This is a genomic window from Salipaludibacillus keqinensis, from assembly GCF_003226325.1.
GTDB lineage: Bacteria > Bacillota > Bacilli > Bacillales > Salisediminibacteriaceae > Salipaludibacillus > Salipaludibacillus keqinensis.
The window spans coordinates 1,002,506-1,026,865 of sequence record NZ_PDOD01000002.1 but is presented as its reverse complement, the minus strand read 5'-3'; the positions used below and the strand labels follow the sequence as shown (position 1 = coordinate 1,026,865).

General features: G+C 38.9%; 22 protein-coding genes and 1 pseudogene. 15 read left to right on the top strand and 8 right to left on the bottom strand.

Annotation, left to right across the window (positions count from 1 at the left end; genetic code table 11):
- The first annotated feature begins 52 nt into the window (after nucleotides 1-52).
- From CR194_RS12190 to CR194_RS12165, 6 genes are all read left to right on the top strand, one after another.
- Nucleotides 53-1,240: a mannitol-1-phosphate 5-dehydrogenase gene (locus tag CR194_RS12190; RefSeq protein WP_110609914.1), complete on the top strand. Its 1,188-nt coding sequence runs from the start codon at nucleotides 53-55 to the stop codon at nucleotides 1,238-1,240.
- A complete protein-coding gene (locus CR194_RS12185) occupies nucleotides 1,237-1,695 on the top strand; it encodes a PTS sugar transporter subunit IIA (RefSeq protein ID WP_233254334.1) in 459 nt (152 codons plus the stop codon). The genes CR194_RS12190 and CR194_RS12185 overlap by 4 nt, the downstream gene beginning before the upstream one ends.
- A 135-nt stretch (nucleotides 1,696-1,830) precedes the next feature.
- A complete protein-coding gene (locus CR194_RS12180; protein ID WP_269845716.1) occupies nucleotides 1,831-3,270 on the top strand; it encodes a PTS mannitol transporter subunit IICB in 1,440 nt (479 codons plus the stop codon).
- Between the two features lie 170 nt (nucleotides 3,271-3,440).
- The gene (gene tkt, locus CR194_RS12175) at nucleotides 3,441-5,468 is read left to right on the top strand and encodes a transketolase (protein WP_110609912.1); all 2,028 of its coding nucleotides are present in this window, start codon (nucleotides 3,441-3,443) and stop codon (nucleotides 5,466-5,468) included.
- Between the two features lie 51 nt (nucleotides 5,469-5,519).
- The gene (fsa, locus tag CR194_RS12170; RefSeq protein WP_110609911.1) at nucleotides 5,520-6,185 is read left to right on the top strand and encodes a fructose-6-phosphate aldolase; all 666 of its coding nucleotides are present in this window, start codon (nucleotides 5,520-5,522) and stop codon (nucleotides 6,183-6,185) included.
- Nucleotides 6,186-6,547: 362 nt separating this feature from the next.
- Nucleotides 6,548-7,936 (top strand): DUF2254 domain-containing protein, encoded by a 1,389-nt coding sequence (locus tag CR194_RS12165; protein ID WP_110609910.1) that lies wholly within the window; start codon nucleotides 6,548-6,550, stop codon nucleotides 7,934-7,936.
- A gap of 112 nt (nucleotides 7,937-8,048) precedes the next feature.
- On the opposite strand, the gene CR194_RS12160 is transcribed toward CR194_RS12165, so the two are convergent.
- The 5 genes and pseudogenes from CR194_RS12160 to CR194_RS12150 all read right to left on the bottom strand — a co-directional run bounded on the left by CR194_RS12160 (nucleotide 8,049) and on the right by CR194_RS12150 (nucleotide 10,401).
- Entirely contained in the window at nucleotides 8,049-8,768 is a 720-nt protein-coding gene (locus tag CR194_RS12160; protein ID WP_110609909.1) for an alpha/beta hydrolase, read from the bottom strand.
- Nucleotides 8,769-9,047: 279 nt separating this feature from the next.
- Nucleotides 9,048-9,209 carry a DUF6241 domain-containing protein gene (locus CR194_RS20875; protein WP_408640759.1) on the bottom strand — a complete coding sequence of 54 codons (162 nt, stop codon included), beginning with the start codon at nucleotides 9,207-9,209 and terminating at the stop codon, nucleotides 9,048-9,050.
- Nucleotides 9,210-9,286: 77 nt separating this feature from the next.
- Nucleotides 9,287-9,334 (bottom strand): annotated as a pseudogene (locus CR194_RS20870) (hypothetical protein); the annotation flags it as partial.
- An 83-nt stretch (nucleotides 9,335-9,417) separates the two neighbouring features.
- Nucleotides 9,418-9,591: a hypothetical protein gene (locus CR194_RS20285; RefSeq protein WP_158282253.1), complete on the bottom strand. Its 174-nt coding sequence runs from the start codon at nucleotides 9,589-9,591 to the stop codon at nucleotides 9,418-9,420.
- A 156-nt stretch (nucleotides 9,592-9,747) separates the two neighbouring features.
- Nucleotides 9,748-10,401, bottom strand: a complete 654-nt coding sequence (locus CR194_RS12150) for a LytTR family DNA-binding domain-containing protein (protein WP_158282252.1) — start codon at nucleotides 10,399-10,401, stop codon at nucleotides 9,748-9,750.
- A gap of 294 nt (nucleotides 10,402-10,695) precedes the next feature.
- On the opposite strand from CR194_RS12150, the gene acsA reads away from it, so the two are divergent.
- The 7 genes from acsA to CR194_RS12115 all read left to right on the top strand — a co-directional run bounded on the left by acsA (nucleotide 10,696) and on the right by CR194_RS12115 (nucleotide 17,584).
- The gene (gene acsA / locus CR194_RS12145) at nucleotides 10,696-12,411 is read left to right on the top strand and encodes an acetate--CoA ligase (protein ID WP_110609906.1); all 1,716 of its coding nucleotides are present in this window, start codon (nucleotides 10,696-10,698) and stop codon (nucleotides 12,409-12,411) included.
- A 133-nt stretch (nucleotides 12,412-12,544) separates the two neighbouring features.
- The gene (locus CR194_RS12140) at nucleotides 12,545-13,807 is read left to right on the top strand and encodes an L-lactate MFS transporter (RefSeq protein WP_110609905.1); all 1,263 of its coding nucleotides are present in this window, start codon (nucleotides 12,545-12,547) and stop codon (nucleotides 13,805-13,807) included.
- A gap of 200 nt (nucleotides 13,808-14,007) precedes the next feature.
- Nucleotides 14,008-14,205 carry a hypothetical protein gene (locus tag CR194_RS12135; protein WP_110609904.1) on the top strand — a complete coding sequence of 66 codons (198 nt, stop codon included), beginning with the start codon at nucleotides 14,008-14,010 and terminating at the stop codon, nucleotides 14,203-14,205.
- A gap of 9 nt (nucleotides 14,206-14,214) precedes the next feature.
- The gene (locus tag CR194_RS12130) at nucleotides 14,215-14,526 is read left to right on the top strand and encodes a redoxin domain-containing protein (RefSeq protein ID WP_110609903.1); all 312 of its coding nucleotides are present in this window, start codon (nucleotides 14,215-14,217) and stop codon (nucleotides 14,524-14,526) included.
- 127 nt (nucleotides 14,527-14,653) lie between these two features.
- Nucleotides 14,654-15,016: a hypothetical protein gene (locus CR194_RS12125; protein WP_110609902.1), complete on the top strand. Its 363-nt coding sequence runs from the start codon at nucleotides 14,654-14,656 to the stop codon at nucleotides 15,014-15,016.
- 418 nt (nucleotides 15,017-15,434) lie between these two features.
- Nucleotides 15,435-16,937: a S41 family peptidase gene (locus CR194_RS12120; protein WP_158282251.1), complete on the top strand. Its 1,503-nt coding sequence runs from the start codon at nucleotides 15,435-15,437 to the stop codon at nucleotides 16,935-16,937.
- Nucleotides 16,938-16,966: 29 nt separating this feature from the next.
- Nucleotides 16,967-17,584 carry a fumarylacetoacetate hydrolase family protein gene (locus CR194_RS12115; RefSeq protein ID WP_110609900.1) on the top strand — a complete coding sequence of 206 codons (618 nt, stop codon included), beginning with the start codon at nucleotides 16,967-16,969 and terminating at the stop codon, nucleotides 17,582-17,584.
- 59 nt (nucleotides 17,585-17,643) lie between these two features.
- On the opposite strand, the gene CR194_RS12110 is transcribed toward CR194_RS12115, so the two are convergent.
- Entirely contained in the window at nucleotides 17,644-18,963 is a 1,320-nt protein-coding gene (locus CR194_RS12110) for a 6-phospho-beta-glucosidase (RefSeq protein WP_110609899.1), read from the bottom strand.
- Nucleotides 18,964-19,052: 89 nt separating this feature from the next.
- On the opposite strand from CR194_RS12110, the gene CR194_RS12105 reads away from it, so the two are divergent.
- Nucleotides 19,053-19,784, top strand: a complete 732-nt coding sequence (locus tag CR194_RS12105; RefSeq protein WP_110609898.1) for a MurR/RpiR family transcriptional regulator — start codon at nucleotides 19,053-19,055, stop codon at nucleotides 19,782-19,784.
- 7 nt (nucleotides 19,785-19,791) lie between these two features.
- Here the strand turns inward: CR194_RS12105 and CR194_RS12100 are convergent, their stop codons facing one another.
- A complete protein-coding gene (locus CR194_RS12100; RefSeq protein ID WP_110609897.1) occupies nucleotides 19,792-20,682 on the bottom strand; it encodes an ROK family protein in 891 nt (296 codons plus the stop codon).
- Nucleotides 20,683-20,929: 247 nt separating this feature from the next.
- Nucleotides 20,930-22,279, bottom strand: a complete 1,350-nt coding sequence (locus CR194_RS12095; protein WP_110609896.1) for a sodium-dependent transporter — start codon at nucleotides 22,277-22,279, stop codon at nucleotides 20,930-20,932.
- A 262-nt stretch (nucleotides 22,280-22,541) separates the two neighbouring features.
- On the opposite strand from CR194_RS12095, the gene CR194_RS12090 reads away from it, so the two are divergent.
- Nucleotides 22,542-24,224, top strand: a complete 1,683-nt coding sequence (locus CR194_RS12090) for a PucR family transcriptional regulator (RefSeq protein WP_110609895.1) — start codon at nucleotides 22,542-22,544, stop codon at nucleotides 24,222-24,224.
- The last annotated feature ends 136 nt before the right edge of the window (nucleotides 24,225-24,360 follow it).

Genomic DNA, 24,360 nt, shown 5'->3' with positions numbered 1-24,360 from the left:
AAATGGCGACTATTATACATTGTTCAGTGGTTTGTAGAAAGGAGGAGACAGGATGCATGCATTGCATTTTGGTGCGGGGAACATTGGAAAGGGATTTATCGGTTATTTGTTAAATAAAACAGGTTACGAACTTTGTTTTGTTGATGTTAATCAAGAAGCTATTGATAAATTTAATTCTAACAATAGGTATCTTGTTGAAACGTTAGATGATGCCCATACAGTTGAAGTTGTTTCCCCAGTTTCAGCACTAAATGTTTCAACTCAAGAAGAAGATGTCATTAGAAAAATTGAAAGCGCTAATTTGATTACAACCTCCATTGGGGTTAGTAACCTCTCTCGTATTGCAGGTGTCATCTCAAAGGGGCTTTTAGAGCGGATCAAATGGAATGAACACAAGCTTGATATTATTGCCAACGAAAATGCCATTAATGCTTCTTCAACCTTAAAAGCAGAAATAGAAAAGCAAGTTTCACCTGAAGATATGGAGAAAATTTTGACTTTTGTCAGTTTTCCAAATTCTTCAATAGACCGTCTTGCTTTATCAAAGGAAACTGAAAAAGATGAAATTGCGTTAGTAGAACCCTTTTATGAGTGGTTAATAAATCAGAAAGAAATGATAAATGAAGAGCTTCCATCTATTACAGGTGCCACATATGTGGAGGAATTAAAACCATTTATAGAGAGGAAACTATATATGGTTAACATGGGACATGCAACCACTGCTTATATTGCATACCTTTTCAATAAGCCGACAATTCAAAGTGCATTAGATAATCACGAAATTGAACAGTTCGTCAGAGAAACAATGAAAGAATCAGCTCAGTACTTTATTCAAAAATTTAATGTTAAACAAGAAGAGATGGATAATTATATCGAAAAAATAATCATTCGATTTAAAAACAAAAATATTAGTGACAATATTTATCGAGTTGGAAGATCCCCTCTTAGAAAACTTGGACACAATGAAAGATTAGTTAAGCCAACAACAGAATTATTCGAGTTGAACTTACCAATCAAACACCTTACTGCAGCTGTTGCTGCTGGGTTCTTATTTGATAATCCTGATGATGACGAATCAGTCGCATTGCAAAACTTGATCCAAGAGCATGGACTGGAAGAGGCAATTAAACACGTTACTAAGATAACTGATATAAGATTATTAAATTCTATAAAAGATCATTTTGACAACCTGCAAAAGCAAAAGGATAAAGGTTTAATGACATTATTAAACGATTATTGAAAGAAAGGGATGAAAATATGTTAGGTCATTATTTGGAAGATACAATCGAGCTGATGGATTCAGTTGCAACTTGGGAGGAGTCTATTAAGGTAGCTGCTGAACCATTGTTAAATAACGGAAACATTGATGAAAGTTATATCGAGGACATGATTAGTAACGTCCATAAATTTGGTCCCTATATTGTCATTGTACCTGGATTCGCTATGCCACATGCCCAAAATAATGGTGGCGTAAATAAGAATGGTGTTTCTCTATTGAAGCTGGAAAATCCAGTTTTTTATCCAGAGGATAAAGAAGTCAATATTGTGATGGTTTTGGCAGCAACTGATAGTGATGGGCACCTTGATCTAATTTCAGATTTGTCTGCTGTATTGGCTGATGAAGATATAAAGAAAAGCTTAGAGAACGCTAAAAGTAAGGATGAAATACTTAGCATAATTAAGACTGCTGAGTAATCTTCATTAAGTTTCTAATAAAATGGGGATCTTCTTCTTGTTCATTTCTGGGTTCAGGTAATATGTCACTTTAATTTATGGCTCTTATTTCATTTTACTTTTTAATCTTACCTATTAATGAAAGGGTGGAAATGTATGTCAACTGAAAATGAAATGACAGAAACGTCTAAACCAAAATCGTCTATCCGTGCCAAAGTTCAAGCATTCGGCGGCTTCTTGACAAACATGGTGCTTCCTAACATAGGAGCTTTTATAGCGTGGGGGCTCCTTACTGCACTATTTATTGAAACGGGTTGGCTTCCGAATGAGCATTTGGCAGAATTGGTTGGCCCAACTATCACTTACTTATTACCATTACTCTTAGCTTACACAGGTGGGCGAATGGTTGGTGGTCAAAGAGGAGCTGTAATGGGGTCGATAGGTGCAATAGGTTTAATTATTGGCTCCGATATTCCAATGTTCCTAGGTGCGATGATTATTGGACCTTTAGGTGGTTGGATTATAAAACGGTTTGATAAATTGATAGAGAAGAAAATTCCTGCTGGATTTGAAATGGTTATTAACAATTTCTCTATCGGTATTTTAGGATTCTTTTTATTACTTCTTTCTTATACAGTAATAGGTCCAGTCATTCAAGCTGCTAACCAATCTGTTACAGTGGCGATTGAAGCGTTAGTTGCTACAGGTTTCTTACCGTTGTTATCTCTTATTAATGAACCAGCTAAAGTATTGTTTTTGAATAACGTCATTGACCAAGGGATCTATTATCCTCTAGGTATGCAACAAACGCTTGAAGCGGGTAAATCTATTTATTTCACTGTAGCGTCTAATCCAGGGCCAGGTTTAGGGTTGCTTTTAGCTTATACTTTCTTTGGCAACAAAATTGCTAGAAGGACTGCACCTGGTGCGATTATTATCCATTTCTTTGGTGGTATCCATGAATTATATTTTCCTTACGTTTTAATGAAACCACTTACAATAATCGGTATGATTGCTGGTGGTATGTCAGGTATAGCCACTATCCAACTTTTCGATGCGGGTCTTGTTGCCGGTCCTAGCCCAGGTTCGATATTCGCATATTTAGCATTAACTCCTAGGGGAAGCTTTACGGGAATTGTTTTAGGTGTCATTGTGGCGACCGTCGTTTCATTTATTGTTACTTCTATAATCTTGAAATTAGACAAAAAATCAGATGATGAAGATGGTTTAACCGAGTCTATCGAAAAATCTAAAACTATGAAATCAGAAGGAAAAGACATTTTTAATCCTTCTACTGATGCAGCTGACAAAAAAGCAATTAACAAAATTTCTTTTGCTTGTGATGCTGGTGCTGGCAGTAGTGCGTTAGGTGCTACAACCTTTAGAAAAAAACTTCAAAAAGCGAACATTGAAGATATCGAAGTCAAACACTATAGAATTGAAGATGTCCCTAAAGATTCAGACATTATTGTCGTTCACAAAAATCTGTTAGACAGAACAAAAATGTCTTTTGCAGATTATGAGATTATCACTATCGAGAATTATATTGGAGATCCAAAACTTGAAGAATTATTAGATGAGTTGAAAGAGAGATAACTATAGTCGTGTTCAGGGAGTTAATATATCTGAACTCAATTATTTAAAATGCAGGTAAAAAGGGGAATTTTTCATGTTTCCCTTTTACCATTTATTTTGGCGCAGCAGAAAAAGGAACTTAAAGATAAGTGTTAGTAATTAAGCAAAATTAGAGATTTGGTGGGATGGATATGCAGACTGAAATAAAACCTATTGATCAGTTATCGATCAATACGATTCGTACACTATCAATTGATGCTATTGAAAAGGCCAACTCGGGCCATCCTGGTTTACCTATGGGAGCGGCTCCTATGGCTTATGAATTATGGGCCAAGCACATGAATCATAATCCTAACAATCCAACATGGTTCAATAGAGACCGATTTGTGTTATCAGCAGGGCATGGTTCGATGTTATTGTACAGTCTGTTACATTTATCAGGCTATGAACTGACAATGGAAGACCTTAAAAACTTTCGTCAATGGGATAGTAAAACACCAGGCCATCCCGAATTTGGCCATACACCAGGTGTAGAAGCAACTACCGGTCCTCTAGGACAAGGAATTGCCATGGCAGTTGGGATGGCAATGGCCGAACGTCATCTTGCCGCAACTTATAATAAAGAAGGTTACGAACTGGTTAACCATTTTACCTATAGCATTTGTGGAGATGGAGATTTAATGGAAGGTGTATCTGCTGAAGCTGCATCATTAGCAGGGCATTTGAAACTGGGAGGGTTAGTCGTATTATATGATTCAAACGATATCTCGCTCGATGGTGACCTGAACCGTTCCTTCTCCGAGAGTGTAGAAAGTCGTTTTAAAGCCTACGGATGGCAAGTTATTCGTGTAGAAGACGGAAATAATTTAGTTGAAATTAATGAAGCGTTAGAAGAAGCAAAGAATGAACGAGATCACCCAACATTAATTGAAGTAAAAACAATGATTGGTTATGGATCACCCAACCTTTCAGGTACATCTAATGTACACGGTGCACCACTAGGAAAAGAGGAAATAAAATTAACAAAGGAAGTTTATAAGTGGCCATACGAAGAAGATTTTTTTGTTCCTGAAGAAGTATATAGCCACTTCCAGTCTGAAGTAATGGAAGCAGGTCATCAGATAGAAGAAGAGTGGAATCAATTATTTTCTGCTTATAAAAAAGAATATCCCGATTTGGCAAAACAGCTTGAAGATACGATTAATAATGAACTTCCTGAAAAATGGGCAGATCAGTTGCCCTCATATGAAACAGGAACAAGCCTAGCATCACGCGCATCTTCAGGTGAGTCTATAAATGCTATTGCAAATGCAGTCCCTCAATTTTTTGGTGGGTCAGCTGATTTAGCAGGTTCAAACAAAACAACGATTAAAGATGCTGGTGACTTTTTTGCAACTAATTATGCAGCACGTAACATTTGGTTTGGTGTACGTGAGTTTGCGATGGGAGCGGCATTAAATGGAATGGCACTTCATGGCGGTATTAAGGTTTTCGGCGGTACATTTTTTGTATTCTCTGACTACCTTCGTCCTGCAATTCGTTTAGCTGCTTTAATGAACTTGCCAGTAACCTATGTTTTTACACATGACAGTGTTGCGGTAGGTGAAGACGGGCCAACTCACCAACCGATTGAACAACTTGCTTCCTTAAGAGCATTACCGAATATTAGCGTGATTCGTCCGGCAGATGGAAATGAAACGGTAGCGGCATGGCAACTTGCAGTGGAATCTACCAAAACTCCGACAGCTTTGATCTTGTCTCGTCAGAATCTTCCGACAATAACTGGAACAAAGGAACATGCATATGATGGTGTGAGAAAAGGGGCATATGTGGTTTCTAAATCAGAAACTGATGTACCACAAGCACTGTTGTTGGCAACGGGTTCGGAAGTGCAGTTAGCTTTAAAAGCACAGCGTGAATTGGCTAAGGAAAATATCCCTGTATCCGTCATTAGTTTTCCATCATGGGATCGATTTGAATCCCAATCAAAGGATTACCAAGAATCAGTTCTTCCATCTAATGTAAAGGCTCGATTAGCAATTGAAATGGGATCATCTTTAGGATGGGAACGTTATGTAGGAGACCACGGGGATGTGTTAGGTATTAATCGTTTCGGTGCTTCAGGTGCAGAATCCAAAGTATTGAAAGAATACGGTTTTACCGTAGATAATGTCGTGTCTAAAGTAAGAGGGTTAATAAAATCTATACACAGTTTATAAAATCAGTTTTAAGTTTGATAATTGAAAAAATATAAAATAATGGAGGAGACTATGAAATTTTTTATTGATACTGCAAATCTTGAGGAGATCAAAAAAGCATATAGAATTGGTATTTTAGGAGGTGTCACAACCAATCCATCTTTAGTAGCTAAAGAAGGTGTGAAATTCGAAGAACGTATTGAAGAAATCTGCCAAGCAGTTCCACATGTAGAATCCGTATCGGCTGAAGTAACTCCAGATGCGATAACAGCTGATGAAATGATCGCTCAAGCTGAAGAACTTATTAATATTAACGGTGGGGATGAGAAAGTTACAATTAAACTTCCAATGACATTAGCTGGTTTAGAGGCTTGCCGTTATCTTGCAGACAAAGGTGTTAAAACGAATGTTACACTTATTTTCACTGTAAACCAAGCCCTCTTGGCTGCCCGTGCAGGTGCCACATATGTTTCACCATTTTTAGGGCGTTTAGATGATATTTCTGAAGATGGCGTACAATTAGTAAGCAAGATTGCTGAATTATTCCGTGTTCAAAATTTAGAATCACAAATTATTGCAGCTTCTGTTCGTCACCCAGATCATATAACCCGTGTGGCTCTGGAAGGTGCTCATATTTCGACGGTTCCTTATAGTGTAATTGAGCAACTTTCTAAGCACCCACTAACTGATCAAGGTATGGAAAAATTTGCTACTGATTGGGAAAAAGCGAATAACTAAAAGGACTTGTATGTCAGTTGGCGAATGATGCCACCTTTAACGTCATGTTAAAAAGCCGGACTTGAAGAATTTTCTCAAGTCCGGCTTTTGTTATAGCTGGATTAAAGGTCACCGCAAGATTTAACTTTGAAGTGCTAATACAATAATAGTATTTGTTTTAATTTCTAGGTGAAGGGTATAAGGATTCAAGTATTTCTAACTGTGAATGGAGGAGTAAGTGAAGGCCGGTAGCGGCGTTTATGCGTGGCAGTAAATTTAGGCCTACTCATGATTTGACTTTGCTATTATCCACATAGGAACATTTATTAAAGAAAAAATATCATCCTTTCTGAATGGTTTTACTTATTAAATGGAGGTTTTATATGAAGATTTCAAAATGGCTTCCCAGGTCATTGCTGAAGTACCGAAGCCTTTCGACGCATCAACTAAGATATGAAGTCCGTTCAAATTTAATATTTATCTGTTTACTATATGGTCTAATAGGATTTATTTTAACTGGTGTCGCTTATTGGCTTGATATGCGGATGTTTATTGGAGAAGAAGTCACTTCGTTTTTTCAAGTAGATTATGACTTGACGCAACAAATTATTGGTACACTTATTGCTGGAATCATTACTCTTAACGCTTTTACTTTAAACTCAATTCTAGTAGTATTGACGAATTTTTCCGGTCAATTTACTCCGAGAATGCTCAGCACGTTTATTTCCGATAAACGAACACAGCACTGTATTGGGATATTTAATTTGGTATTCGTTTTTATCTTGTTCTCATTTTTCATTATTGATGAATCAGTGATTTCTGTCTATTTTACTTTCCCGATATTAACGATCTTATTCATGTTTGGTGCGTTAGCGACCTTTGTCTATTTTATTAATCATGCGGTTAAATGGATGCAGGTTCCTACGATTATGCAAAATATGAAGATGGAGTCGACCAAACATATCCTAACGACGTTAGTGGAAGACTTAGAGCGTTATCGTACAAGGGAACCAAACAGCGCAGAGATAGAAGTAAATGAAGAAGAAGGGCATAAAGTCCGTGCTAAAACTTCTGGCTTTTTGCAGATCGTAGACTATAAGCGGTTAATTGCCTATGCAAAGGAAGAAGATTTGTTAATGCGTTTCGAAAAAAGAGTTGGAGAATATGTATTAGAAGGAACCGAATTAATCACTTATTGGAAAAGAGTGGGAAAAGAGGTAGATGAAGATCCGATTAAAAGAAGGATTTTCATTGGAATGAAAAAAACAGAAGTTCAAGATATTGAATTTGGTGTTAATAAGTTAAAGGAAATTGCCATTAAATCTATAGGAAATAATGACCCCAATTCGGCGAGTAATGCCATTTATCAATTGGGAGATCTCCTATTATCCATCTCAAAAATTACGAATTTTACTCCTTATCTGACGGATAAAGATAATACCTTACGAGTGATCATAAAAAAAGAATCCTTTGAATATTATTTGAATTCAACTTTTTCCCACCTTACGATTTATGCGAATGAAGACCCAGTAATTACGAATGACATTCTTGCAACGCTAAGCTTATTAGTAGACGTAATAGGAACGGAATACCATAAGGATTTATGGGAGTTTTCCCTTTTAGTAGCTAAAGGTTATAGTGCTCCCTTTTCGCTCTCATATAATGAAGAGAAGTTTTATAACTCCCTTCAGAGAATATCTGAAACAACTGGGAATAAACAGGCGTATGAAGATTTTGTTAAATCATATAGTGGACGTACGATAGATTCATAAAAAAGTTGTATTGAATGATGATGCATTATTTATTTGAATCAAAAAAGGACAGAAAAGAAGAATGATACTTTTCTGTCCTTTTTTATGCTCGTCTCCAAAAAAAGTTCAATTTCTACTTTACCTCATCCAACCAATTTAGCATCGTGTTAACAATTTCGTTCTGCTGTTCCAAAATGCTTATGGTCGCGTCCATGTCTCCTTGCTGCTCTCCGTAAACACCAAACTGGGCATGGTTTCCTCCTTCGATTTTATAAAAAGTCGCTTCGTCTGATAAGAGAGTTGAAGTGTCGTCAATATCCTCTAACGTGGTTAATCCGTCACGATCAGCATAAATGGATAACATAGGAAGACTACGTCCTGAAAAGTCATTTCTTCCTTGCGGATAAGAGGCAAAGAAGAATACACCGTCAACATCCGAGTCATAGGCATAGGTGGCCGCTGCGACACCACCCAATGAATGTCCACCAATTACCCACGTATCAATGGCTTCAAATTCCTCTATAATAGACTCAGCTTTGCTGATTTCGAAAAAAGCAAGGTTAAAACGCACCTCAGGAACCAGTACGGTATAGCCTTTATCTGCTAGAGAAACGCCAATATAACTGTATGCCTCAGGCTCAACCTTCGCCCCTGGATAAATGATAATCCCGGTTCCATTCGGACTGTCAGGCAAAAAGCGTACCCCATCCTCCCGGACAATGTCTTCCTTGTCCAAGATATTATACAATTCATCTGATGCTTCATAGGTCATCTCGGACCAGATCCAGAAACCGCCCAGAAGAAAAATGATAAGGATTCCAATAACGAGTGCACTAATTTTAACTATTTTCATGAGATTTCCCCTTCTTTTTATAGGCGTATCATATATGCCAGTTGTCTATTATATAGAGGCTTCCGCCAAAGTATTATTGGACCGGCTAGTTTTAGCAAAATATGACCAAAAGCTCATAGATCGCCATGTATCCATAATATCAGATACCGCCAGATAAAAAGAAATCATTTCTTCTAGCAAAGGGGGGGGGCAGACAAGGGAGGCAACATTAGGATGACAATAATATCTTATAAGTCTTATGGATATAAAAATAGCATCCAAATAAATGGATGCCATGGATTATTCAGTTATCACGTCGAAAGTGTTTTCGATGTACTGCTTCTCTTCTTCTTCAGTTAACAAACCTTCTGCATAGCCTTTTGTACCACCTTGTAGTCGCCAAATGGCATTGTGATCGTCATCGGCTTGGGAAAAATCGCCCTCTTCCCATCTTTCAAGAATATCGAGGTATATGTCACTGTGTTGTACTCATTTGAGTTGACCACTACGATTAATCGCTCAATTCGTTCTTGTGTCATAAGTAGCGCTCCCCATTTTTCATCTGCCCGTATTTTTTGGTGAGACATTTTATGAATCGATTCACGCACCTCACTCTCAGTCATATCTTCAGGAAATTCTTCTTCGATTGGCTCCGTTCTCTTTTCTTCTATTAATGAAAGTTCAAAAGTTCTGAGGCTTCATCATTGTTCTCTTCTTCGCTCATAACGACTTGAATGTCGCCACCTGGTTCAATCTCCGAATTATAAGGAAAACCTGAAACAGTGATTGCTACTAACAGGATAGCTCCACCGACGAAGTATTCTTTCTTTTTTGTCATAATCATAATCATCCTCCTAGACTTAATGCTTTTATATCATTTGAGGGGCTCTATAAAATCACCTCTAGTATTCCTGTGATATAAATGCTCTTAAGTATAGACGGATCGTAATGACAAAAGATGCTGTTTTTTAGAATTTTTTTCAGTAGCGACACACATGACTTAAAACCCCAACGTATCCCTGACCTTCTGAACATAACTTTGGCTAATGGATAGTGTCGTGCCTTCTGGTTTACTTAGTGTAATTTCCAAGTTAGACGCTACATCACGGGAAATTTGTTTCATATAAGAAATATTAACGATATAAGATCGATGGATTCGAATAAACGAATTTGATAAACGATGCTCTAGCGTCTTCAGAGGATATTTAGACTGGAAGCAGTCTTCCTCTGTAATGATGTGAGTTTTCTTTTGGTGACTTTCCATATAAATGATTTGGTCAACGGCGATGGGGATCCAAAGGTCGTCTTTTCGGCCAACAATAAAAGATACGGGAGAAGAATAGTATTCAGGTGGTAAAATCACGGTTAATGCACCGTTAATTCCTACTTCTTTGTATTCAAGGGGGTAGCCGACTCCATAATACGGAACCCCAAACACTGATTTATCTACCAAAGACTCTACTCTGCACTTCTGTGCATAAACTCGCTCAGTTATACTCCCAGAAGGAATGGGTTGTCCTTGATTGATTTGAATGTCATGGCTACCTGGTATATACGTGACATATTTATCTTCATCCGCAATAGCAATGGAAGCCTCTTTAGGAACCCAATCTTCAATGAACGTAGAAAATTGACGAAAATGATTATTATCCAACATTTCTCATCCTTTTCAAAAACGAATTATTATGAATTTTTTGATTAGTCTTAATTATTTACATTCTATCTGCAAATATTAGGCTCTGTCAATTTATTATGACATAATAATGTTTCTTCTATAGAATTAATAACATAACAATATTGCTAACAGTAAGAAGTTGCTTTAACACAGGAACAAATGGGATTCTCTTTCAATCGAGATGTGTCCTTTTTATTTTCGAGTGAAATGTAAGCGCTTTAATTAACTGATGTAATTCACTAAAAGACTATTCAGCCAAGGAGGCTATTAAAAATGATGTCAAAAACACTTTCTTCAACGAATGCAAATCACAACTTAGGAAATTATGATGAGGTTTACGACTCATATCAATGGTCAGAAGTAGAGAAAGAATTTTCCTGGTCAAACACAGGGCGGGTAAACATGGCTCACGAAGCGATTGATCGGCATGCTGAGTCTGACAAAGGGAATAAAGTTGCTTTATATTATTCAGATCAAGACAGAAAAGAAGAATATACGTTTAAAGAAATGAGAGATTACTCCAACCAGGCAGGAAATGTATTAAAAGATATAGGGGTTGTAAAAGGCGATCGCGTATTTATTTTCATGCCTCGTTCTCCTGAACTCTATTTTTTGCTACTAGGAACAATTAAGTTAGGGGGAATTGTAGGACCGTTATTTGAAGCTTTTATGGAAGGAGCCGTAAAGGATCGCTTAGAGGATAGTGGATCCAAAGTGCTTGTCACCACACCTGAACTGCTTGGTCGTGTTCCGGTGGATGAACTTCCAGAGCTTGAAAAAGTAGTGATCGTTGGGAATGATGTAAAAGAAGATGATCAAACCATAGATTTTCACAGGCAATTTGAACGGGCAAGCAAAACGTTGGATATGGAATGGGTAGATCGTGAAGATGGAATGATCCTTCATTATACATCTGGTTCAACTGGTAAACCAAAAGGAGTTTTACACGTTCATAATGCTATGATTCAACATTATCAATCTGCTAAATGGGTGCTTGATTTAAAAGATGATGATGTGTATTGGTGTACAGCAGATCCGGGCTGGGTAACAGGAACGTCTTACGGGATTTTTGCACCATGGCTAGCAGGTGTGTCAAATGTGATTCGAGGAGGGCGTTTTAGTCCAGAAGATTGGTACCAAACTCTCGAAGATTATCAAGTATCCGTTTGGTATAGCGCACCGACAGCCTTCAGGATGTTGATGAGTTATGGAGATAAAATTCTTCAAAAATACAACTTAACTTCTTTAAGACATGTGTTGAGTGTTGGTGAGCCGTTAAATCCCGAAGTGATCCGGTGGGGAATGCAAGCGTTGGACTTGCGAATTCATGATACATGGTGGATGACAGAAACGGGAGCACAACTGATTTGTAATTTCCCTTCGATGGAAATCAAACCGGGGTCCATGGGGAAACCGATCCCAGGAACTGAAGCCGCCATTGTCGATGACCAAGGAAATGTTCTTCCGCCTAATCGAATGGGGAATCTCGCCATTAAAAAAGGCTGGCCATCGATGATGAGAGCCATCTGGAACCGTCCAGAAAAATTTCAGTCGTATTTCCTTGCTGGGGATTGGTATGTATCTGGAGACTCTGCTTACATGGATGAAGATGGATACTTCTGGTTCCAAGGGCGTGTAGACGATGTGATCATGACCGCTGGTGAGCGAGTGGGACCTTTTGAAATTGAGAGCAAACTCGTCGAACATCCTGCTGTGGCCGAGGCTGGAGTGATCGGTAAACCGGATCCCGTTAGAGGGGAAATTATCAAAGCCTTTATTGCTTTAAGAGACGGGTATGAATATAGCGACGAGCTTCAAGAAGAAATCCGTAATTTTGTGAAAAAAGGATTATCTGCCCACGCGGCACCTAGGGAAATTGAATTTAAAGATACCTTGCCGAAAACGAGAAGCGGAAAGATCATGAGAAGAGTGTTAAAAGCATGGGAGCTTGATTTGCCAACAGGTGATTTGTCTACGATGGAAAAGTAAGTTGCAGTTCTTCGTTAAATATTTTGAGCTTCTTCAAAAGAGGCTAAAATGTTAAAACCTTATTAAGACCATGACCTTGTTGCACGTTCGAGTAATAAGCTAAGACCTTATGATAACCGAGGGAGGAAACGGTATGAAGGTAACTAAAAACAGGTGGCTCATAGCCTTATCAGCGATCGCTATTCATCTTTCTATTGGTGCTGCTTACGCATACAGTGTCTATACGAACCCTATTCGCGACACTCTGGGCTGGTCTACGACAGGGATTACGTTGTCCTTTACAATTATGATGGCACTGGCAGGGATCGCCGCAGCATTCTTCGGTCCGTTCGTTGAGAAAAACGGACCAAGAAAATCGGCGATCCTCGCAGCGATTCTGTTTGGGCTAGGGCAAGCTGGAGCGGGTGTTGCCGTGGCAGTTGATTCATTGCTCCTTTTTCTACTTACATACGGTCTTGCAAGTGGGTTAGGCATGGGCATCGGCTACATCGCACCTGTTTCCACCTTAGTGAAATGGTTCCCTGACCGTAGAGGGCTGGCAACGGGCATGGCTGTGTTAGGCTTTGGTACTGGAGCCCTTATTACTGCACCTATTGCAGCCAATTTAATGGGGACCATTGGTATATCCATGACCTTTTATATTTTAGGGATTAGTTACTTTATCCTGATGGTCATAGGTGCTTCTTATATCGCACCTCCTCCTGAGGGCTGGATGCCAGAAGGGATGGAGAAAGATATTGCTTCTGGGAAAAAGGTAGTAAAGAAAGATTTATCACAATTAACAGCTAGAGAAGCGGTGAAAACAAGTCGATTTTGGATGTTATGGTGTATGATGCTTATTAACGTTACCGCCGGAATTATGATGATTTCCGTTGCCTCCCCAATGGCTCAAGAAGTGGTTGGCTTATCCGCAGCTGGTGCAGCTACGATGGTAGGAATTATGGGGATCTTTAACGGAGGGGGCAGGCTTGGTTGGGCAGCAATATCCGATTATGTTGGTCGGCCAACAGTATTCATTACATTCTTCGTCCTTCAATTGATCGCATTTATAACCATGCCAAGTATCACAAATGTCCTACTGTTCCAGGCACTCGTGTTTATCGTCGTCAGTTGTTATGGTGGGGGATTTTCAAACTTACCTGCATTCATTGGTGATTTGTTTGGAACGAAACAGCTTGGTGCCATTCATGGTTACCTCTTAACTACTTGGTCATTGGGAGGAATTTTAGGGCCTCTGCTAGTCTCTCAGATCAGAGAGAGAACAGAAAGCTATATTCCTGTTTTCTACGTGTTCACAGGCCTGATTTTAGTCGCTTTCTTCGTCTCGATTTTCCTTCAATTAGATATTAAAAAGATCGAGAAGGAAAAACAGCACAAACAGCAAAAGACGGCCTAAGGCTTCAATTCAAGCAAGACTTTCGACCACGAAAACTAAATGGCTAGTCAAAAAAAAGTGTATCTTATAAAATGTTTCAATAATGACACTATTCCTCGTTCAGTAGGGGCTAGTGTCATTTCTCTTTTCAGCAACTTTCTTTCGAAATGGAGAAATAAATGATAAGCTATATGCTAGTACGGTTGAGGAGGAATTATCAAGTGAAAAAATTCATATCTGTTTTCTTTTTAGGGGTGTCAATGATTGTCGTTCTCGGCGCATGTTCTTCCAATGAAGATTCAGCAGACTACAATCATGACGATTATGATATAACCCTTGTTAATACGAATGGTGAACATAGAGAAGTCTTTAATGAAGACGAAAAAGCACTTTACTTATATTTCACAGGCGTAGACTGAGGACTTTGTATTTCTCAGCTAGTTGAGCTGAATTCATATGTAGAAGAAATTGAGCAAATGGGATATACCGTTTATGGTGTAAGCCCGAGTGATTCTCAAAGTCACGGCATGCTTCAACAAATTCAAGGTTTTGATTTTGAATTGCTATCGGATATGGAGTTACATTTTGCCACAGAATTAGGTTTCTATGATGAGGAAGAAGGATATATTTTCCGTGGATATACGGCTGTCAACCCTGATTCAGGAGCTATGATTACAGAGACCGATTATTTGGTCGGTGAAAATAGCGATGAAGTTATAGCTAATCTTGAAGACTTATAAGAGAACCAATGAGGATGCTTAAGAGATCACCCACACAGTTGAGGGTGATCTCTTTTGTTGTATCCTGCTGTTTGTTTTATTTTAGGAAGGAAGGGTAAATGGTAAAAAAAGAAAGGATGTGCTTAAGGTGACAAAAAGAATCCAAGCTTTTTTTAAAAATGAAAATGACGCTGAACGAGCTTCAGCAAAATTAGCAAAAGTAAACACAACAAACCAAATCATAGACAAAGTACCTGAACAGGAAAGTAACGGGCGGTTAGTTCTTATTCCAGCCATTCATTCAGGAACAGGAGCAGGAACGGCCGCAGGGAGTACAGCTGCTGTAGGAGGTAGCGTCGATCGGTTGAAAAGCCTTGTGTTCAAAGATAACCGTGAACAGTTCACACATATTCTTGAGTTTGAAGTAGCAGAAGCGAACATTGAAGAAGCTTTGCAAGAATTAAGGCAGACAGAGGCTTATATTGATGAGGAATTGCTAAAAGACAACTAATTTACTCATGCATTTAGAGTGAGCTCCTGAATTTCAGGGGCTTTTTTTGTTTGAAAAGCTGTATATTTTGGGTTGTAGCCAACAGCGAAGTGAGTATGAGCAGTTGCACGTATAAGACGGGGGTTAGTTCGTATAGAAACAGAGTTACCTCGTATAGTATGTGGGTTAGTTTATATAGAGTTGAAGTTACATCGTATAGCATCCATATTCGTTCATATAACAATTTTCGACAGGTTTCGCAACCACTACTCTCCCTTTATTTCAAAACATTTACAATTATATTTGAGAATTTCTAAATATATTGTGTGAAAATCTCTAAAACAGGGAACGTGTTAAACAGAGATATGGTAAAAGTGTTAAATATATGAAACCCATTACTGGAAGAATCGTAAAGATAGATATAGTAAGGAGGGAAGACATGATTAAAATGCTTATCGGTTTACTGTTGCTCATATGTGGTGCTTTTGGATGCTCTTCGATGGAAGAAAAGATACAACCTGCCACCGAACTCGATCTTCTGCAAACGATTGTTGACCAAAACCGTACGCTTACGTCATTTAATAGTGAGCTACCATTTGAAGCGACTTATCCCTTCAATGGGGAAAGCACGGAACTTTCTGACCAACAATTAGAAAGGTTGCGCATAACTGAAAATGAAGACCAAATGATGTCCAAAGAGGAAACCCTTGAAGATATTGATTTATTACATAGGACGTGGAAATATTCTTATGCTATGTATTCATGGCACGGAGGTGATGAGGCTTTTAATCAGGCTCACACCAACTTAACAGAGACAATTGATCAAGAGTACAGTGATGAAGACGAAATAACTGGTGATGAATTAGCGGAACACCTTTGTGATCACTATGGCTTCCTCACCGATCCACATGTTCAGATAGGCGGGTCTTCTGTAGTCATAAGTGAACATGATTTTTATACGACAGAAGAATTGGAATTTATTTTAGATGAGAACGGTGATTATTGGCTTCATAAATCTGACGAGTTACTTGATAAACTCGTCGCAATAAACGGAGCGCCGGATGTAGAAGATTTCCTTGTACCTAGTTTAAATAATGATGGGAAGTTGGTCTACTATCTCGGTTATTATACGAGTGAACCAGTAACCAATCCTTGGTCGTTAGAGTTTGAAAGTAAGGACGATAGAGAGGTCTTCGTTCGCAGAGTGGGCTTCGATTACTTGAGTGACCGATCATTTAATATGTATGAGAAAGATGAGGTAGACGTTGTTCAATTTCGCAATATGACTGTTTATGAAGACGATTCGCACACCTATGAGGATATGCTTGAATCTGCTCAAGAATTAAAAGACTCGCCATATTTTATTCTAGATCTTCGAAATAATGGTAGTGATAACGTTGATTTTGTGGCGAAGTGGTATGAAGAAATGTTTGACCAAGAAGCAGGATTAGGTGAATATTTAGTTCAACTTTCCACAACTACGAATGATGTTTTTCTAGAAGAAACGGTGAAATTATATGATGAAGAAGGAGCATTAATTGAACAATCCCTTCATCATGTAGACGAGGATGAAGAAAATGAACGCCGGGAGCCGAACTGGTACATCGAAAACAAGGATCTTACGTCCATTGATGACAACGATACGCCTATTTTTGTTTTAATAGATCAAGGGACCTCTTCAGCCGCTGAGCGTATGACGAAACAATTAAAGCAAGTGAATCAAGTGTATGTCGTTGGTGTTCCTTCGGCTGGAGCTTTAAGCAGCAGTCGCTCTCTTAATTTCGAACTTCCTAACTCCCAGATAAGGATGTCTGTGCCGAGCGAATTTTCTTATCACCCTCGATTAATGGAGAAAGAAGGAGTTGGCATTGAGCCTGATTTATGGATTTACCCCCGGTTCGCTAAAAACCGAGTGATTGCATGGATCGAAAATCATTATTAGGAATGATTTCTGAAAGGAGAGATCTTAAGATGAAAATTAATAATATTTACTGTGTAGGCAGGAACTTCAAGAAACACGCACAAGAACTAGGCAATGATGTTCCTTCAAAGCCGATGATGTTTAGTAAACCGACTCACTCTTTCGTTACGGCAAATGGTCAATCAGTTATGATGCCCAAAAATCGAGGAGCGGTTCATTATGAAGTGGAACTGGTTTATCGATTGGGCCGTCAATATGAAAAAGGGATGACAGCAAATGATTGCCTCACAGAAATGGCGGTGGGTATCGACTTTACTTTGAGAGAAGAGCAAGAAAAATTAAAGAAGAAAGGCCATCCATGGCTGATTGCCAAAGGCTTTCCGAATGCAGCTTTGGTTACACCATTTTTTGCATTTCCTGGGATAGAGAACATTCTACAATCTACTTTTTCGCTTCAAATTAACGGAACTCGAGTGCAACAGGGAGATCCAAACGATATGATTTTCCAGTTGGATAATCTGTTAGCTTATTGTTATGAATACATAGGTTTAGGCGCAGGAGATTTGTTATTCACAGGGACACCTGAAGGTGTAGGGGAAATCAACTATGGAGATGAAGTCACGATGTGGTATAACGAAGAGTTAAAAGGGACGGCTATGATAAAGTAGTTAGGCGAAAGAAGTGGGGTGCCCCAAAAGGAAAACTTTTTGGGGCACCCTTGCTAATTTTAATTGAACTGAGGAAGATCTTTTTTGTGGGCTTCAAGCATTTCATCCAAAATCGTTTTAGCTAATGTATCAGAAGGTACTAGAGGGTTGATTGTCATGGCAAGTAACGCTTTATGATAGTCGCCAGTCACCGCTGCTTCTGCTGAAACACGCTCAAACGATTTAATTTGCTGAACAAGACCTCGAACAGCTACAGGCAGATCGCCAATGGCAATAGGTTTTGGTCCGCTCTTTGTAATGATGCAGTTTATTTCAACAGCAGAATCATCAGGAAGGCTACCAATTGCGCCTTGGTTCAGTGTGTTCACCGGTTGAATGTCTCCTCGGTCATTGTAAATAGAGTCAATTAAACTACAAGCCGCATCACTATAATAAGCGCCGCCCCGTTTTTCTAATTGTTCAGGCTTTTCGTTTAAGTTCTCATCCTTGTAAAGTTCAAATAATTCATTTTCCAATTGTTGAACAACTTCTGCTCTTGTTCCTTTTTCTTCGGAGTCTTTCATTTCTTGAGCTAACATTTCATCCGTTTTGTAATAGTATCGGTGATAAGGACAAGGGAGCATGTTCAACGCTTTGATAAATTCAGGCTCCCATCCTAAATCGACGATGTTCCTCATAGTCATGGAAGAATCCCCGGAAGTGATCTTCTCTATCACTGTATCTGTGACGTTCTGACCATCCAAATACATGTCCATCCCAAATACCATATGGTTTAAGCCAGCAAAGTCCACGTGAACTCTTTCAGGAGAAACGTCTAAAGCTTTAGCAACACCCATTCTCATCCCCACAGGTACATTGCATAAACCGACGACCTTCTTCCAATTTGAATGACGGTAAATAGCTTCCGTCACCATTCCAGCAGGGTTTGTGAAATTAATCAGCCACGCATCCGGACAAAGGCGTTCCATATCTTTTACAATATCAAGGATGACAGGGATGGTCCGCAAACCTTTGAAGAGCCCTCCAGGACCGTTCGTTTCTTGACCGATCACTCCGTGTTTCAGGGGAATACGCTCATCTTTTGCTCTGGCATCAAGGAGACCTACGCGAAACTGGGTTGTTACAAAGTCTGCATCTTTCAGTGCTTCTTGTCGATTTAACGTTAGATGAACGTCCATTGGTACACCGGCTTCTTTTACCATTCGTTTAGCAAGAGCTCCAACGATGTTTAATTTCTCTTCTCCTTCTGGAACATCAACGAGCCAAAGCTCTCTTATTGGAAGAGAATCGTATCTCTTAATAAATCCTTCAATTAATTCAGGTGTATAGCTGGAACCTCCACCGATCGTGACAATTTTAAGTCCGTTTTGATTATTCATAAATAACTCTCCTTTTTTTCTCTATGGTTTCTATATTTTAAAACAAAATCATTTATAATAGGGGGATACATAGAAAGGCGTTGACGTACATGTTTACCTCAAATCAGCTAGCGAAGTTTTCTGACTTGGATACCATTTTATATCAATACATTTTAGCCAATGGTGACAAAGTGGCTTATATGCGCATTCGTGAATTGGCCGAAGTAACTCATGTCTCCCCAACAACTATTTTAAGATTTTGTAAAAAACTTGATTGTGACGGTTTCTCAGAATTTAAAACGAAATTAAAGCTTTATTTAGATAAAAATCAAGCTGAACGTGTTCATGACTCTTATGAAACAATGACCGAGTTTCTTGAACGAACGTTAATGACGGACTATCAATCGACGATCAGTCAAATCGCTCAGCTCGTGGCCCAATCAGAGCATGTGATTTTTTTAGGGACAGGCAGTTCAGGTATCTTAGCTGAATACGGATCTCGCTATTTTTCTAGCTTGAAAAAATTCTCTTTAGCCGTAAATGACCCATTCTTTCCGATTCATGGAAAGTACCTGAAAAAAAGCACGGCCATTGTTCTTTCTGTATCGGGTGAAACTCCCCATATCATCTCTCAAGTTCATCAGTTGCGTGAGAAAGGGGCGTCTATCGTCAGTATTACAAACAGAAAAACGAGTACGGTCGCTCAGTTAGCTGACTATCCACTTTCGTATTATGTGAATACTGAGTTTATAGACGATGCGAACATCACAACTCAGCTCCCAGTTCTCTATTTAATTGAAACGTTAGGAAAAGCGACTTATAAAGAACTCAATAAGGGATAGATTATTATCACTGGTATTTAGCATGAAAGAAGGCCAATGCGCCAACGATTCCAGCATCGTTCTTGAAGTGGCAGGAGTCAATGTCCACATGGAAGACAGTGTCAACACAATGAAGAGCTTGGTCTAATTCATTGATAAACGTCGGACGGCCGGTAACCCCTCCCCCAATCAGTACTTTTTGAGGGTTGATGATGGAGGTGGTGTTATAAATACCAATGGCTAAGCTTTGATAAAACGTGTCAATCAGTTCTCTAGCGAAAGCATCGTGTTGATCATAAGCCTGAAACAGTTTTTCACCAGTAACTTCTTCCAACGTCAGCTGCTTATAGCTGGCGTATTTCTTTCGAATCGCAGTTAAAGATGAGGAACCGTTAAGGCTGGATTTTAACGGAGAGTTTCCTTGAATTCCTTGCGTGATCATATACCCAAACTCCCCTGCTCGAAAGGCATGTCCCCGGTATAATTGATCATTCAACACGAGTGCACCACCAATGCCTGTGCCAACGGTTAAGCAAATGAAGTCAGATAAATCTCTCCCATTCCCTAGCCACTTTTCAGCTAAAGCTACACAGTTCACGTCATTTTCAACGGACACGGGAAGATGAAATTCTTGTTCCAAGCTGTCTTGCAAATGAAACTGATTAAAACCGATAATCGCTCCTCCGTGCTCAATATAACCCCTAGAAGAGTCTATGAAGCCAGGTGTACTTATGGCAATTCCTTCAATCATTGAGGAAAATTTGATAATCTTTTCTCTAACTCCTTGTAAAATGATGCGATGATTAGCTTGTTGCGAAGAAAAATATCCTTTTTCGATGATTTCTCCCTGTTCACGAACCAATCCCCACTTCACATGAGTTCCACCAATATCAAAACATAAATACTGCTTTTGCTTCATCGCAATCAATCACCTCCAACTTCGCACAATCAATGGTGCATCGTTTCTTCTAGTATTGATCTATTTCAATGACAGGTAAAGATAGTCAGGACATTTAGGGATAGATAAGAGAAAAAGAAACTTGTTCCTTAAGAGGAACAACACGTTTCGTTTACTATCAAAATTCCCCAGTTGCAAGGGGATTCTTAGCAAATTATATATCAAACTAAAAGAAGTCCTGCATATGGCAGGACTTCTTTTAGCAATATTATAGTATTCCAATGGAACTGAGGAAAATGATGAAAATGGCAATTGGTGCAAAGAAACGTAAAATCACCATCCAAATCGTTCCGATCACGGAGTCTCCCAAATCTGAAGCTTCAAGGACATCTGCTTTCTTCCAACCCCAACCGATAAACAAGGCAATAATGAGTCCACCAATTGGAAGGAAAACATTAGAAGCAATGAAATCCATCGTATCGAAAATATCCCGACCAAAAATACTTACATGATCAAGTACACCCATACCTAATGAAGAAGGAATACCAATCGCGAAAATGATTAGACCCACGAAGATCGATGTTTTCTGACGAGACCATTGAAACTTTCTCATGAAATAAGCTACTGCTACTTCTAGTAGAGAGACTCCTGATGATAAGGCAGCAGCGGATAATAGGAAGAAAAATGCCAGACCGTACAATCCCCCACCGGCCATACTGTCAAAAATTCCAGGTAAGGTGATGAAGACAAGTCCTGGACCTGAGTCAGGTTCTATTCCAAATGCAAATACAGCTGGGAAAATCATCAAACCTGCTACAATGGCAAATAACGTATCTAACCCTGCGACGCTGGCTGCAGCCCCTGGGAGCTTATCTTTTTTAGATAAGTAACTTCCATAAGTAATGAGGGCACCCATACCTAAACTTAATGAGAAAAAGGCTTGTCCAAGGGCAGCGAAATAAACATTTGGATCTCTTAATGAGCTCCAGTCAGGAGTAAATAAGAAGGAAAGGGCTTCTTGTGCTCCCCCTAAAGTTAAACTATATCCTGCAAGAACAAGAACTAAAACAGCTAATAATGGCATTAATATTTTATTTGATTTTTCGATTCCTTTTTTCACACCAACGAAAACAATCCCTACGGTTAACGCCATGAAGAAAAATTGCCAAATAAGCGGTGCAAGAGGACTACTTATAAATTCTCCAAAATAGCTTCCGTAGTCTCCACCGTTTCCAACATCTGGTCCTCCGGAAAAGTATTGAACGAAGTAATGAAGAGACCAACCAGCGACGACACCATAAAAGGATAAAATGATAAATGCAGATGCAACACCTAGAAATCCAGCTAATACCCATGGTCTTCCCGGTGCTAGTGTTTGGAACGATCCAACAACATCACTTTGAGCACGACGACCGATGGTAAATTCGGCCATTAAAATAGGAATGCCGATGGCTAAAATACATAAAATATAAATTAATAAGAACGCAGCGCCTCCACTTTCACCCGTTACGTAGGCAAAACGCCAAATGTTTCCCAATCCAACAGCCGATCCCATTGCCGCTAGGATAAAACCTAACCTGGACCCCCATTGCTCTCGGCCATTTTGTAAATCACTCATAAATTTTCCTCCTTTAAAACGTTGATGTATAAAATTAATTTAATTAATACTATATCATAATTGTATTTAAAGGTGTCAGTTTATTTAGATTTTTTTATATAAACGCTCTAATATAAAGGGATTGAGTCGAATGGAGCTAGTGACGAGATGATGTGATTGTCAAAACAATCGTTTCATGAGAAAATTAAATTAACAGAATATTCTAAATGGATGATCAAATAAATAGTGAATCCCGATAGTCGAAAGAAATGAGGTGGGGGAGATGAGTTTATCAGCTAAGGACATGTTAAGGCAGCCTATATTGCAGTCAGCGACAGTTAAATCTGGAGAACAATGGCTGGAAAAGAGAGAAATTGAATGGATTTCCGTTATAGAGATGCCAGTAGAAAATTTCGTCCGAGAAAATGAATTTGTATTAACAACAGGCATCGGCTGTCACGGAGACCCTCAGCTATTAGAGCAGTTTGTTAAAGATGTAATCCAATCTGGAGCTTCATTACTCGGATTTGCCACAGGGCGTTATGTATTTGATATTCCAGATCGGATTATTAAACTTGCTGAGGAGCATCATTTTATTATTTTGGATATACCATGGGAAATCCGATTCGGCGATATCATGCAAGTGGTCCTTGAAGAAATCAATCAAGACAAAAAATCTGAGCGACAACGAACAGAAGAAATACGTCAAGAACTCATTAATGATGTTCTACAAAACAAAGGCTTACAAGAACTAGCTGATGTCTTACACAAACATATTCAACTTCCTATCGTGATTACGGATTATACAAGGCACATAAGGGCTTCAAAAGAGATTGAAATGAAAACGTTAGTCAAGTTCAAAAACAATGAGAAGACACTAGTTTCTCCTGCTACATCACCTCAAGTGACGTATTTGGAACATCCTCTGTACCCGCACATTGAGAGTTATTTAGTGGATGAGCAAAAGTGGTATCAAATTCTTATAGCCACAAACCATCGGAAACAAGGGTTTCTCTGGTTTAAGCTTGAAAAAGATGAACAGCTAACTTGGTTTGTCATGAATGTCCTAGAACATACATTAACAGCCTGTGCTCTCTATTTTTTAAAAGAAAATGCGATTGAAATGACAGAAATCCGTTTGAAAGATAACTTCATTTTGCAATTGGCGAAGCAAAAGAACTCAAACCAGCAGCATTTAACGTCCAAGGCCGAATTACTAGGATATGACTTAACCCTTACGTATATTTGTATAGTGGGAGATATCAGATTGCGAGAAGAAACAGCCTCTTTTCCTAAATTTAAACGAGACAATCCACCTACGTCTTCTTTGCAAAGTTTGAATTATTACATTCAAAAGGAAATTACCAATGCTGGCAAATTAATTGATAGGAAAACGATGGCCACTTTTGATGAAGGAGAAGTTATCGTATATTTGGAAACGGATCACCATCTTCATACAGAAACGGCAAATCAATTCTTGGATACGATTGAGCGTAGACTCAATGAATTGTTAACTGAAGTTGAATTGTCGTGGGGGATTGCGGCACATAAAAATGAAAATGGCGGCTTCCATGAAAGTTATTCCGAGGCTAAAACGGCTTTGGCGATTGGAAGACAGAAAATGGGTCCTGGAGAACGGACTTTTTTTAAGGATACGCGAATTAATCGACTCCTCATGGCCATATCATCAGATGAAGAAATTAACCATATAGTTAAAGATACGATCAAGCCACTCATTGATTATGATAAAAAACGACAGACAGATTTAATTCATACCTTTATGACTTACAATAAATTCAAAGGGAACGTGAGTCAGACGGCGAGGGCATTAAATTTACACCGGCAGTCTCTATTATATCGACTTCGAAATATTGAATCGTTAACACAACTCTCACTAGTCAACTCCGATGACGTGTTTCTATTAGAGTTAAGCGTACGTCTATGGATGCTACGAAAAATTGAATAATAGTGAAGCCGCATCGAGAAAATTTCTTGGTGCGGCATTTTAATTTCGTGACTGGAACGGGTTACAGGGCTTCAACCCGTGTTGCGGGCTACTGAACTTCTCAAACGGAATACAAAAGGGCTCAAACCGACTACAG

Coding starts and splice junctions, on each gene's coding strand:
- CR194_RS12190 (WP_110609914.1), top strand. CDS start 53: ATGCATGCATTGCATTTTGGTGCGGGGAACATTGGAAAGGGATTTATC.
- CR194_RS12180 (WP_269845716.1), top strand. CDS start 1,831: ATGTCAACTGAAAATGAAATGACAGAAACGTCTAAACCAAAATCGTCT.
- tkt (WP_110609912.1), top strand. CDS start 3,441: ATGCAGACTGAAATAAAACCTATTGATCAGTTATCGATCAATACGATT.
- fsa (WP_110609911.1), top strand. CDS start 5,520: ATGAAATTTTTTATTGATACTGCAAATCTTGAGGAGATCAAAAAAGCA.
- CR194_RS12165 (WP_110609910.1), top strand. CDS start 6,548: ATGAAGATTTCAAAATGGCTTCCCAGGTCATTGCTGAAGTACCGAAGC.
- CR194_RS12160 (WP_110609909.1), bottom strand. CDS start 8,768: ATGAAAATAGTTAAAATTAGTGCACTCGTTATTGGAATCCTTATCATT.
- CR194_RS20285 (WP_158282253.1), bottom strand. CDS start 9,591: ATGATTATGACAAAAAAGAAAGAATACTTCGTCGGTGGAGCTATCCTG.
- acsA (WP_110609906.1), top strand. CDS start 10,696: ATGATGTCAAAAACACTTTCTTCAACGAATGCAAATCACAACTTAGGA.
- CR194_RS12140 (WP_110609905.1), top strand. CDS start 12,545: ATGAAGGTAACTAAAAACAGGTGGCTCATAGCCTTATCAGCGATCGCT.
- CR194_RS12120 (WP_158282251.1), top strand. CDS start 15,435: ATGATTAAAATGCTTATCGGTTTACTGTTGCTCATATGTGGTGCTTTT.
- CR194_RS12115 (WP_110609900.1), top strand. CDS start 16,967: ATGAAAATTAATAATATTTACTGTGTAGGCAGGAACTTCAAGAAACAC.
- CR194_RS12110 (WP_110609899.1), bottom strand. CDS start 18,963: ATGAATAATCAAAACGGACTTAAAATTGTCACGATCGGTGGAGGTTCC.
- CR194_RS12105 (WP_110609898.1), top strand. CDS start 19,053: ATGTTTACCTCAAATCAGCTAGCGAAGTTTTCTGACTTGGATACCATT.
- CR194_RS12100 (WP_110609897.1), bottom strand. CDS start 20,682: ATGAAGCAAAAGCAGTATTTATGTTTTGATATTGGTGGAACTCATGTG.
- CR194_RS12095 (WP_110609896.1), bottom strand. CDS start 22,279: ATGAGTGATTTACAAAATGGCCGAGAGCAATGGGGGTCCAGGTTAGGT.
- CR194_RS12090 (WP_110609895.1), top strand. CDS start 22,542: ATGAGTTTATCAGCTAAGGACATGTTAAGGCAGCCTATATTGCAGTCA.